This window comes from Sulfobacillus sp. TH-112 (assembly GCF_057473405.1).
In genome coordinates, this window is sequence record NZ_JBYCKN010000077.1 from 1 (window position 1) to 11,278 (window position 11,278).

Consider the following 11,278-nt stretch of genomic DNA (forward strand, 5'->3'; position numbering starts at 1 on the left):
TCCATTTGAGGCTCCGGTGACAATTTGTAGTGATGATCCGTCCCCCCGTCGCACGGTGATCAGGTGCAGATGATCGCTGTCGGGATGATCGGTTCGCGTCAAGACTTCCACCAGTTCAATCGTATTGAAGTTCTCTCCATAATGGCCGATGTCGGCGACCTCAATCCCTAATTGCTCTAATCCTCTTACCACATCGCGATCGTCGGGCAAGGCATCAAGATATCGTTGAAGCCAATGGCGACTGAGTATCATCGAATGTCCGCCTCTCCTCTACTTTGAAAGTGTTCTAGATAGCGCATATCATTTTGATATAGTAATCGCAGATCATCTAATCCAAATAGCCGCATGGCCACACGCTCAATCCCCATGCCAAAGGCAAATCCAGACACCTCTTCAGGATCATAGCCTCCATTGCGCAATACCACCGGGTGAACCATCCCGGCACCTAAAATCTCCACCCAGCCACTGCCCTTACACACCCGACAGCCCACACCGTCACAACTGGCGCAACTGACGTCCATTTCTACTGACGGTTCCGTAAAGGGAAAGTAACTCGGACGAAAACGGGTCTTAATGTGATTGCCTAAGAGTTCCCTCACCAGCACCGTCAGAGTCCCCTTCAAATCCGAGAGCCCAATGCCTCGATCGACGACCAAACCTTCCACCTGCTGAAACATCGGGGTATGCGTAGCGTCGTCATCTCGACGATAGGTGATGCCTGGTGAAATAATGCGAACCGGAAGTTCCCCGTGGTATCGTTGCATGGTGCGCACTTGCACAGGTGAGGTGTGCGTTCGCAACACCAAGTTCTCCACGTCAACGAAAAAGGAATCTTGCATGTCGCGCGCGGGATGGTCGGCGGGCATGTTGAGGGCTTCAAAGTTATACCAGGTGGATTCCACTTGCGGACCGTAGGCGAGAGAGAAGCCGATCCGAACTGCCACATCCTCAATCTGTCTTCTTACGCGCGTCAAAGGATGCAGAAGTCCCACTTTAGGAAGACGTCCTGGAATGGTTAAGTCCAACCACTCTTTCGAGAGAGCCGTTACCTCTTCCACTCGGGCCAGTTCCTGTTCTTGGGCATTGAATGCCTGCATTAACCGTTCGCGTATGGTATTAAGCACTTTGCCCCGAGCACTGCGTTCTTCCGGTGAAAGGCTCCCCAACTCCTTCATCCACTGGGTTACCTGGCCCTTTCGACCGAGCCATTGATTGCGCAGTTCTTGAAGATCGCGGCGATTTTGATGACCGGCAATCGCCAAGAGCACATCATCGACGTTATGTTCGTCCATTTTCTTGGTCATCTCCTTTCGGGCATAAAAAAAACGCCCCTCTAAAGGGCGGGATCTTCCCGTGGTACCACCTTCGTTGATTCATCCCTATTGGAATGAATCCGCTTCGTGAACGTAACGGGTTCAACCGGCCGCTCTACTCGATTCAAGCAGGCACTCCCCAGGGAATTCAATGGACCACGGCAGACGCTCCTTGCAGTCACGAGAGCGCTCCCTAAACCACCGTCTATTCCACCTACTCTTCTGGATCATCGTGTTGTCGTGTGAACTATACCATAACCGGAGGTTGAAAGCCAATACCGTGTTTCTGGCGCACATAGGCGGCATGAAAGAGTAGCACCGACCCCGCGATCGAAACATTTAACGATTCGGATGCCGGGGACATCGGAATCGTGATAACGTCAGCTAAAGCCAGCCACTCGGACGAAAGACCGTTACCTTCATTGCCGAGAAGAATGGCCGTTGCCGGTTTGAAATCACTCTCGAAATAGGCTTTGCCTCCATCTGGCGCTGTTAACAGCACCTGCACCTCTCGTTCCCGCAAGCGCTGAATGTCCTCTTGATCAAATGACACTAAGGGTAAGCGAAAGAGAGACCCGGCAGACGCCCGTATAGACTTGGGATTAAATGGCGAGACGGTTCCCGGACCAATACCCACGCCCTGAGCGCCAGCTGCCAATGCCGTGCGAATTAACGTCCCAAGATTCCCCGGATCTTGAATTCCCACCAGCACAGGAAACAATAGCGGGGCGATTGCCTCATCGAGGAACCTATCCAAAACAGCAAAATCCGGCACTCGAATGACAGCCATAATGCCTTGCGACGCTTCCACCTGCGACATCTCACCATACAAGCGGTCCGTCACATACAATAAATGGATGGAGCGTGCTGCTAAGCGCGCTAAAAGCGATCGCCCCTCGGCACGTTCCACCCACTTCGGACTATAGAGCACCACTCGCGGCTCGATACCGGACGACAAGACTTCATCCACCAACCGCCCACCTTCGACAATGGTCTCTTGGGTCTTCGAGCGGGAATGTTGGCTTCCTTGAAGTCGTCGCACTAGACGAACTGTCTTATTATCGGCCGAGTCGAGTGGTTGAATGACCATCTATAGGGCTGCCTTAGCCTTGTCCACCAACAGTCGAAAGCTATCCATGTCACGAACGGCTAAATCAGCCAGCACCTTACGGTCCAAGCCAATGCCAGCTCGCTTGAGCCCGTTCATCAACCGACTGTAAGACATCCCGTTCATCCGCGCTGCAGCATTAATACGCGTGATCCACAGACGCCGGAAGTCGCCCTTACGCTTACGCCGATGCTGATAGGCATACCAAAGGCTATGCATCACAGCTTCATTAGCAGGACGAAAGTGACGCGAACGCGCACCCTTGTACCCGCGCGCTAACTTCATAATCTTCTTGTGCCGACGATGGCGCACAAACCCATTTTTTACACGTGCCATACTCGTTCCCTCCGAATCAGATATTTCGCATCCGACAACTCTTTAACCGTACGGTAATAATCTCTTGGCACGATGCTGATCGCTCTTGGACAGCACTTCGGAGTTGCGTAGACGGCGACGCCGACTGGGTGACTTGTGCTCCAACAAATGGTTTTTGCCTGCCTTATGCCGTTTGGCTTTTCCCGTTCCTGTGAGGCTGATGCGCTTGGCTGCCCCACGGTGACTCTTCATCTTTGGCATGTGGTTACGCTCCTTTTTTAGGGGCCAAAATCATAATCATGGCACGCCCTTCTACTCTCGGAACCCGCTCTACCGCTCCGATATCCGAAACCAACTCCGCCAACTTTGAGAGCGTCTGCTGCGCTAAACTGGCGTGCACGATTTCACGGCCACGAAAAACCATGGTGCATTTGACCTTATCTCCATCTTCCAAAAACCGCCGAGCATTCTTCACTTTGACATCGAAGTCGTGATCTTCAATTGCTGGGCGCATCTTCAGTTCTTTCACGTTAACAACTTTCTGCTTCTTTCGGGATTCCCGGTCGCGTTTGGCCTGCTCATACTTAAACTTCCCATAGTCCATTAGCCGACAAACCGGGGGTTTTGCAGTAGGTGAAACCTCCACTAAATCAACGTGACGATCTTGTGCCAGTTGCAATGCGTCACGCACGGACATCACGCCAAACTGTTCACCATCGTCACCGACTACGCGGACTTCCCGCACTCGGATCTCGTCATTAATCCGAAGATCTTTGATAATCGCGTCCCTCCTCGCTCAACCCAAACAAAAAAGACGAGTGGTAATAGTCATCACCCGTCAAAACAGAAGGCACCCTATCACGGTTACACTTCCTATCGAAACCCTTTTGGCCACGCCTGAGGGTGAGAAGTCAATCGCTTCTGCTTTGTTCGGAGTTCCTGCTCTTATGGTATCTTGATAGACGGTTCGAGTCAATAGGTCAGCATGGTCGTGAAGGCATCTCATCACGCTTGACACTCTTTGCGGTTCATGGCGTCCCTTCTAAATCATCGTCTCTTCCACCGCACGCACCAGGAGGTCGGAGACCATCAAGGATGTGAATGCGCCCCTTTACAGTGCATCTCGCAATCTTGTGTCTCCGCCTCATGTGACGCGTGTTCTGGCTCATGAGACCATTGGGAACTTCTAGACCCCCGGAATATTCGCTCGCTCGGCAATATCGTGAAGATACACCTCGAGGGACATCGCCCCTTGGTCTCCAGCCTCGCGGGTTCGCAGCGACACGGTCCCAGCCTCTTGGTCACGGCCTCCGACTACGAGCATGTCAGGAACTTTCGCCATCTGGGCCTCGCGGATTTTATAGCCAATTTTTTGGTTGCGATCATCCACTTCAACACGGATCGGCAGTTTCCTCAACTGCTGGGCAATGGTTTCGGCATACTCTTTCTGACCATCAGTAATCGGAAGAACGCGCACTTGAACTGGGGCTAACCACATCGGAAAAGCTCCCGCGTAGTGTTCCACTAATATCCCCAAAAACCGTTCAATGGAGCCCAGAATGGCGCGATGAATCATCACGGGCCGTTTCGGCTGACCATCGTGGTCAATATACTCCAATTCAAATTTCTCCGGGATTTGAAAGTCTAATTGCACGGTCGCACACTGCCAACGCCGGCCCAGACTATCGACCGCGTAGACATCTAATTTGGGACCGTAAAACGCACCGTCCTTCGGATTGACCTGATACTTGAGACCCCGCTCCTTCAGTATCGCTTCAAGCTCCATCTCAGCGCGATCCCAAAGCGCCAATTCGCCCATATAGTCATCGGGGCGTGTGGATAGCACCACTTCATAGGCCATGTCGAAGGTGCGATACACCACATCAACGAGGTCGAGCACCCCAAAGGTCTCGTCGCGGATTTGGTCTGGGCGCACAAATAAATGGGCATCATCCTGGTGAAAGCCCCGCACTCGCATCAACCCATGCAATGCCCCTGAGCGTTCATAACGTGAGAGCGGACTATATTCGGCTAGTCTCCAGGGCAGATCTCGATACGACCGTGTGCTCTCTTTAAAGAGCAACGCGTGTCCCGGACAATTCATCGGTTTCACACCTTGCAACTCGTCATCGCGCTCAATAAGAAAGAGGTCATCGCGATAATGGTCCCAGTGGCCTGATCGCTGCCACAGGCCGACACGATAAATCCAAGGCGTGGCGACTTCTTGATAGCCTCGCTGACTTTGCAATTGACGGGAAAAATTCTCTAACGTGCGATAGACCTGATGTCCCTTAGGATGCCAAAAAACAAAACCGGGAGCGTCTTCGCGAAAAGTGAATAAGTCTAGTTGGGCCCCGAGCTTTCTGTGATCCCGTAGTTTCGCCTCTTCAATTTGCGCCAAGTGATGCGTAAGAGACTCCTCATCAGGAAAAGAGGTCCCGTAAATGCGGGTCATCATGGGATTCTTTTCATCACCGCGCCAATAGGCCCCCGAGACCTGTGTCAGTTTCAATGCGCCAATGCGTCCCGTACTGGGCAAGTGAGGTCCGGAACATAGGTCGATAAACTCCCCCTGACGATAGGCCGAAATCACCGCGTCTTCAGGAATTCGAGCAATGATCTCTTGCTTGAACGACTCGCCCCGCTCGGCGAACAAGCTAACCGCTTCGTCTCGTGTCAGTTCCACACGCTCAATGGGGTAATCCTCTTTGACAATTTGCCTCATGGTGTTTTCGATTTTTGGCAAGTCACTCTCCGTTAATGGTTCAGGAAGCCAAACATCATAGTAGAACCCGTCCTCTAATGCCGGACCGGTTCCCAATTTCGCCTCTGGCCACAATCTCTTCATGGCGTGCGCGAGAAGATGCGCACTGGAGTGCCGAAAAACATGGCGGCCCGCACTGTCTTTAAAGTCAAGAAAGTGTAACTGCCCGCTAGTGGTGATTGGCCGACTGAGATCCATCGTTTGCCCATCAAGCCACAGCGCGAGGGCCCCCGCGGGAATCGCGGTCACATCCTGCAGATTCTGTCCATCATCTAGTTCAATAACCTGGTCTTCCATCTGAAGCTCCACTTTACTCATCTCTTCTACCCCCCAAAAATAAAAAAGCCCCTCGGTTTTGGGGGGACGGTATACACCGCGGTTCCACCACCCTTAAACCTGAGAGGTTCCACTCATCGCACGCGATATCGGGCGTACCCGCCGGCTTAGCTTAAAGGATTGCCAGAAACTCCAAGGTGGTCTAGCAGTCAAGTGCCTGAATCAGTTTGCAGCCCACGACTGATTCTCTCTAATGAGGATCTTCTGCTATCGTCCTCTTCATCGTCCCAACATATTGTTCTTTATACTAGAAACTTCGCCGGTCGCTGTCAAGCTGGCGCGAATAACACCGGCCACATCCAGGACAATTGAGTACACGATCGTCAAAAACCTCTTTTAACGTGTGCATTCCCTCCGGTAACAACTGACCCCGATGTAAGGTGATACGTTTGGGCGCTAAGGTCACCAAGGCACTAATCAACACATCATCGATGGGTTCTTTATGGTGGTCATTACCAGACAACATATCCCCCAAAAGATCATCCCCGAGGCGCTTTCCGGCAGGATCTTCAAAGAAAAATCGATCGCCCTCAAAACGCACGTGAATCCAGTCATGCTGTGTTCCTGCAACAGCCACTAATTGCTTTAAAAGCTTCACGAACTCTTGATATTCTTCCTCCATCAAAAACACATCAACAGCCCGATCAATGGCCTCTTCATACTCCGCCTGGATATCCGGCAAAAGAAATGTCCGAATCCCTTCCAACACCAACGTTGTATTCTCTTGCAAGAGTCCAAAAATAAGTGTTGTCGCTAAATCTAGTCGATCTTGATCGTGTTCGCGGTCCGAGTGCAAAATTTCTCCCACATCGCAGAGAATTTTTTCGGTCTCGTCCTCGCCAAAACTCCGATAACGACGATCCAACGTATCGAGTAACCAAATCCGCTCTGTACGCACCACAAGATATTCTGCCAATGCCCGTGCCATCGGCCAACTAATTTGCTCCCTCTCTTGGTCCTCACTACGAAATCGAAAGACCCGCTGCGATACCCCGGTATCTTCTATCCATTCACCGGCAATATTTTTAGCCAAAAACTCCGCTAATCCTTCAGAATTGACATCGCGTTTTGATATGACTGTCCATTGGACCACATAACCCCCACCTCTCTGCCAATTATATCCACGTTAGTATATGCAATTTGGCTTATGCTATTCTCCGCAATACGTCTGTGTGACCTCTCACATAGGCATCACTACGAAACTCATGGCCATCCCACTCTGTGTGTACGCGTCATAGAAAATCCAATGCCCTTGAGTAGTCAGCAACTAACCATGTCCTACCCAATCGCCGGGGTAGCGGATAGCGAGGGTGATCCCTGTCGACCAGTAGTGCCCCTATCGTGATTCCCTAGGAAGTGTGCTGTGCCGTCGACATTTTCATCAAAACCAGGTATCGTTGAAGAATCGACAACATGAGCCATAGCCATACAACAATCTTTCGAATATGGGCATATATGCAATCCACTGGAGGTTCGTAATATGGATAACAAAACGCTGAAACGGCATCTGATCAAACAATTGATACACCATCACGAAGGCACGGATACAGAGACACTCGTTAAGAAAACGGCAGAGAGCGCGGGAGTCGATGCCGCAATGCACCGCACGAACATTATCGACTGGCTCAATTGGCTCACGGTCACCGGACATGTTAAACACGACGGCGACACATTGAGCCCGACAGACGTGAGGAAAATGAGAGCCTTTCACGACCTCACCGAAATCGAAAGAGACGAAAGCGTAGCGCGGATAGATCCGACTTTGGTCGACTTTTACTATAATGACCTCAATCGGTAGGGATATCCCTCACAGGTCACCATCGAACATAATCATGTGATGTTGCAGCACTGCCGAATTCGATTTCAAAATTTACGGCGCGATTTTGCGATGGCTCGAGTCCCCAAGCGAAGCGGGGGCCCTGTGCCGACGCGATGGTACTATAGGAGCGGATACGTAAGTAATTCAGGCGCTTTATCGCTCCAAACAAAGTTCATAGACCAAAAAAGGCCGTCCCTTCGGGGGCAGCCTTTCTCATTTAATGTTTATTGGGCGGTAATAGGAATGGTTCGACCGGAAGCCTCCGTGCGTCGAGGTACCGTGATCGTGAGCACGCCGTTGTGGAGGCCTGCGGAAAGCTCATCAAGGTTCGCGTCTCTCGGTAGTCGAATTTCCCGATGCAGTCTCCCCACGTAGCGCTCACGAACATGAGAGGTTCTTCCTTCAGTGGACTCGAGCTTCGCATCAATGACCAGGGCCCCATCAACCTCTTGTACTGTAAGTCCTTGCGCAGGTACTCCCGGTACATCGACATGAAGATAGTAATGCTGGCTATCCTCTTCTAAATCCAACGCCGGACGCGACCACCGCGCGAGCGGCATCAACGAACTCCACGGGCGCTCTGGCCATACTTCATCCAATAATCGATTCACCTCATCTTGCCACTGAATCAGCGGATCTTGGGCCAATGTTCGTCGAACGGGTAATAGACTCATGATAGCTCCCTCCTGACTTTGACTATCTTTATCCTTCGTCTTTAATTTACAAGGAGAGGATAATCCTGTCAAGAGCGGGTCGCTAAATCTTCTTTGTGCACTGTAACCAATTTGGCGAGAAATTCGGGATGGTCGTTGTCAAATCATTAAGTCCGTTCTATGGTCTTTGGACCATCACCCGCATGGGAGTTGTTAAGCGCACAAATCTTGGGACTCGCACGTTCGAAATGCGATTAACCACTCGAATGACGCATCTGAGGCTATTAATCCACCTTCAACGACCGTGTGGAGTCGTGTTCCCTCGTATCGTATAGGTCTCCCCGTTCACTTAATGGCGGCGACGAGTTGGAGATCGGCCGGGATAAAAAAACATCCCCGCAAACCATGCGGGGTTTCAAATTTTATGGTGGGCGGTACAGGACTCGAACCTGTGAACCTCTCGCATGTCAAGCGAGCGCTCTAACCAACTGAGCTAACCACCCAAAAATATGGAGGCGACGCCCGGATTCGAACCGGGGCATAGGGGTTTTGCAGACCCCTGCCTTACCACTTGGCTACGTCGCCGTGGATAAGGCGATAAACTGGAGCGGAAGACGGGATTTGAACCCGCGACCCTCGCCTTGGCAAGGCGATGCTCTACCACTGAGCTACTTCCGCAAGAACACGAGTAATTATAGCAATCGACACTATGCGGGTCAAGATCAAATATCTGGTGCCGAGACATCCCAACGCCCGCATAGCCTCTCCTCATATCCTTTGCATAGCCTCTTTTGTACTATCAACCGAGACTTAATAGGAATAAAATCCTTTTTTGCTCTTACGCCCGAGATGTCCTGCTCGCACCAGTCGGCGCAGCACCAACGGAGCCGCAAAGCGATCATCATGGAACTCATTGTACAGATAATCCATAACATTGAGATCAACATCTAATCCGGTCAAATCCGCCAACGTGAGCGGTCCCATGGGATGATTCAATCCCAGCTTAATGGCCTTGTCGATATCCTCTTTACTGGCAATACCTTCCTCATAGATCCGCATGGCCTCGATAAAAAGAGGCATCAGCACTCGGTTCACGACAAAACCCGGTGTGTCCTTTTCGACTACCACCGTTTCCTTTTCAATACTGACAGCATATTTTTGCGCTTTTTCAACCGTTTCATCCGAGGTTTCTTCTCCACGGACGACTTCAATTAACTTCATCACCGGAGCTGGATTAAAAAAGTGCAGTCCCACAATCTGAGCAGGACGTCTAGTGCTCGCAGCCAGTTCGGTAATAGATAAAGAGGATGTATTAGTCGCAATCAGCGCATGGGCCGGCAAGACTTGATCGAGCTTTTGGAATACCGCTTTTTTCACAGTCATGACTTCAAGAACCGCTTCAATCGCCATATCGGCGTCTGCAACATCTGACCAGTCAGATGTCACCAAGCGAGCTAACACATCGTCTTTGACAGCCTCCGTTAGGGTTCCCTTGTCCACTTCACGCGATAGTCTTTGTGCAATCCCCTTCTGCGCTAATTCCACTGCACCAGGCTTCTCGTCAATCATCAAAACCCGATAGCCGTGCAATGCCGATACGTGACTAATCCCACTTCCCATGGTACCGGCGCCGATAACCGCGATTGTCCTATCCATGAGTCCCCTCCTAAAATCCCATAATGTGAAACCCACTGTCGACGTACAACACATGGCCGGTAATATGCTCCGCCCACGAAGACGCCAAAAATACGGCCGCATGTCCCACATCTTCGGTGCTAATGTTTTCTGGGATCGGCGCCCGTTCCACAGTGCTATGTAATGCCGAAGAGATCCCCTTGACCCCGGCAGCTGCCAGCGTCTTGATAGGCCCAGCAGAAATTGCGTTCACCCGGATCCCGTCCTTTCCAAGATCAAACGCTAAATAGCGAATCGAAGACTCTAGGGCTGCCTTAGCGACCCCCATGACATTATAGTTTGGCATCACCCGGACCGATCCCTGATAGGTCATGGCCATCACACTGGCGTGTCCAGCTGCATGAAGCTGCGGATAGAGAGCGCGCGTCAGCGCGGTGAGTGAATAGGCACTAATGTCTTGTGCTAAGTGGTAGCCATCTCTACTGGTATCAAGGAATCGTCCTGACAAATCTTCACTACTGGCATAGGCGACCGAATGCACTAAGATATCCAACACGGGATAGTGTGCTTGAATCTCTTTGGCCAAATTGGCAATTGACGTATCGTCCGAAACGTCTAGCGGCAACGTGATCGGCGGCTGGCTGAGCTCTCCCACCAATTTATCCAGGTTTTCCTTCAACCGGTCGCTTTGATAGGTCAAAATGAGACGAGCACCCGCCTTGTCAAACTCCTTTGCAATTCCCCAAGCGATACTCCGTTTATTCGCAATCCCCGTGACAAGAGCCACTTTATCCTGTAATAATTCCAATTGCGTCTTCTCCCTCCAACCCTCGTCCATCCAATAAACGAAACCATTCGCCCCTATTCTAACGAAATCCAGCCACGAACAAAACCTCGACCACAAAACAATGGCTCAGATCGATCTCGATCGGAGTATCTGGGACAGCCTATCGCTGATAGTAGTCATATCTAGGAGCACAACGGATTATCACGAGGGAAAGTTCTTCGGGCGACCTGTCAGCACGTACACTTTGTGAAACTGAATTCCATAGAGTGCCACTTTCACGGCCGACTCGTTAAAAAAGAGGTCAATATGGTCACCAATGATAGCCGATCCCGTATCAACAGCCCGTGCAGGCCCATAGCCATCAATGTAGAGATAGGTACCAAAGGGGATGACCGTCGGATCGACGGCGACGTCTCCGTTGACGAGCGGCTGTCCATTCCACGCCGCGACCGCCCCGGAAGGCCCATTCATGGAAAGTGAGGCATTATAGGCCGTGGTCATCATGGATGTGACGCGATCGTAGTGATATGTCACTCCATTGACGGTCA

General features: G+C 51.3%; 12 protein-coding genes, 3 tRNA genes, 1 pseudogene and 1 other annotated feature. Of the genes and pseudogenes, 1 reads left to right on the plus strand and 15 read right to left on the minus strand.

Annotation, left to right across the window (positions count from 1 at the left end; genetic code table 11):
* The 8 genes and pseudogenes from ACOJWD_RS05010 to ytxC all read right to left on the minus strand — a co-directional run.
* Positions 1–252: pseudogene (locus tag ACOJWD_RS05010) on the minus strand (phenylalanine--tRNA ligase subunit beta); the annotation flags it as partial.
* A complete protein-coding gene (gene pheS, locus ACOJWD_RS05015) occupies positions 249–1,304 on the minus strand; it encodes a phenylalanine--tRNA ligase subunit alpha (protein ID WP_486992127.1) in 1,056 nt (351 codons plus the stop codon). The pseudogene ACOJWD_RS05010 and the gene pheS, both read right to left, overlap by 4 nt.
* A gap of 29 nt (positions 1,305–1,333) precedes the next feature.
* Positions 1,334–1,553: a binding site (T-box leader), on the minus strand.
* Positions 1,554–1,560: 7 nt separating this feature from the next.
* A complete protein-coding gene (locus ACOJWD_RS05020) occupies positions 1,561–2,403 on the minus strand; it encodes a TrmH family RNA methyltransferase (protein ID WP_486992128.1) in 843 nt (280 codons plus the stop codon).
* On the minus strand, positions 2,404–2,757 hold the full coding sequence (gene rplT, locus ACOJWD_RS05025) for a 50S ribosomal protein L20 (RefSeq protein ID WP_486992129.1): 354 nt from the start codon (positions 2,755–2,757) through the stop codon (positions 2,404–2,406).
* Between the two features lie 42 nt (positions 2,758–2,799).
* Positions 2,800–2,997, minus strand: a complete 198-nt coding sequence (rpmI, locus tag ACOJWD_RS05030; protein WP_486992130.1) for a 50S ribosomal protein L35 — start codon at positions 2,995–2,997, stop codon at positions 2,800–2,802.
* 4 nt (positions 2,998–3,001) lie between these two features.
* Positions 3,002–3,514, minus strand: coding sequence for a translation initiation factor IF-3 (infC, locus tag ACOJWD_RS05035; protein WP_486992138.1), 513 nt, complete (start codon positions 3,512–3,514; stop codon positions 3,002–3,004).
* Between the two features lie 408 nt (positions 3,515–3,922).
* Positions 3,923–5,818: a threonine--tRNA ligase gene (thrS, locus tag ACOJWD_RS05040; RefSeq protein WP_486992131.1), complete on the minus strand. Its 1,896-nt coding sequence runs from the start codon at positions 5,816–5,818 to the stop codon at positions 3,923–3,925.
* 265 nt (positions 5,819–6,083) lie between these two features.
* A complete protein-coding gene (gene ytxC / locus ACOJWD_RS05045; protein WP_486992132.1) occupies positions 6,084–6,929 on the minus strand; it encodes a sporulation protein YtxC in 846 nt (281 codons plus the stop codon).
* A gap of 387 nt (positions 6,930–7,316) precedes the next feature.
* Here ytxC and ACOJWD_RS05050 point away from each other — a divergent pair, with 387 nt between their 5' ends.
* On the plus strand, positions 7,317–7,634 hold the full coding sequence (locus tag ACOJWD_RS05050; protein ID WP_486992133.1) for a hypothetical protein: 318 nt from the start codon (positions 7,317–7,319) through the stop codon (positions 7,632–7,634).
* Positions 7,635–7,879: 245 nt separating this feature from the next.
* On the opposite strand, the gene ACOJWD_RS05055 is transcribed toward ACOJWD_RS05050, so the two are convergent.
* The 7 genes from ACOJWD_RS05055 to ACOJWD_RS05085 all read right to left on the minus strand — a co-directional run.
* Complete coding sequence (locus tag ACOJWD_RS05055; protein WP_486992134.1) at positions 7,880–8,329, minus strand: Hsp20/alpha crystallin family protein; 450 nt, start codon at positions 8,327–8,329, stop codon at positions 7,880–7,882.
* 404 nt (positions 8,330–8,733) lie between these two features.
* A tRNA-Val gene (locus tag ACOJWD_RS05060) sits at positions 8,734–8,811 on the minus strand.
* Between the two features lie 7 nt (positions 8,812–8,818).
* Positions 8,819–8,893: transfer RNA gene (locus ACOJWD_RS05065), tRNA-Cys, on the minus strand.
* Positions 8,894–8,911: 18 nt separating this feature from the next.
* Positions 8,912–8,986, minus strand: a tRNA-Gly gene (locus ACOJWD_RS05070).
* A gap of 132 nt (positions 8,987–9,118) precedes the next feature.
* Entirely contained in the window at positions 9,119–9,964 is an 846-nt protein-coding gene (locus ACOJWD_RS05075) for a 3-hydroxyacyl-CoA dehydrogenase family protein (RefSeq protein ID WP_486992135.1), read from the minus strand.
* 10 nt (positions 9,965–9,974) lie between these two features.
* Entirely contained in the window at positions 9,975–10,751 is a 777-nt protein-coding gene (locus ACOJWD_RS05080) for an enoyl-ACP reductase FabI (RefSeq protein WP_486992136.1), read from the minus strand.
* 180 nt (positions 10,752–10,931) lie between these two features.
* Positions 10,932–11,278 (minus strand): 3D domain-containing protein (locus ACOJWD_RS05085; protein ID WP_486992137.1); only part of this gene is annotated, 347 nt, incomplete at its 5' end.

Excerpts from the sequence above, each read along its gene's own strand:
- ACOJWD_RS05075 (WP_486992135.1), bottom strand. The coding sequence starts at position 9,964 with ATGGATAGGACAATCGCGGTTATCGGCGCCGGTACCATGGGAAGTGGG.
- ACOJWD_RS05050 (WP_486992133.1), top strand. The coding sequence starts at position 7,317 with ATGGATAACAAAACGCTGAAACGGCATCTGATCAAACAATTGATACAC.
- pheS (WP_486992127.1), bottom strand. The coding sequence starts at position 1,304 with ATGACCAAGAAAATGGACGAACATAACGTCGATGATGTGCTCTTGGCG.
- thrS (WP_486992131.1), bottom strand. The coding sequence starts at position 5,818 with ATGAGTAAAGTGGAGCTTCAGATGGAAGACCAGGTTATTGAACTAGAT.
- ACOJWD_RS05020 (WP_486992128.1), bottom strand. The coding sequence starts at position 2,403 with ATGGTCATTCAACCACTCGACTCGGCCGATAATAAGACAGTTCGTCTA.
- rplT (WP_486992129.1), bottom strand. The coding sequence starts at position 2,757 with ATGGCACGTGTAAAAAATGGGTTTGTGCGCCATCGTCGGCACAAGAAG.
- ACOJWD_RS05055 (WP_486992134.1), bottom strand. The coding sequence starts at position 8,329 with ATGAGTCTATTACCCGTTCGACGAACATTGGCCCAAGATCCGCTGATT.
- rpmI (WP_486992130.1), bottom strand. The coding sequence starts at position 2,997 with ATGCCAAAGATGAAGAGTCACCGTGGGGCAGCCAAGCGCATCAGCCTC.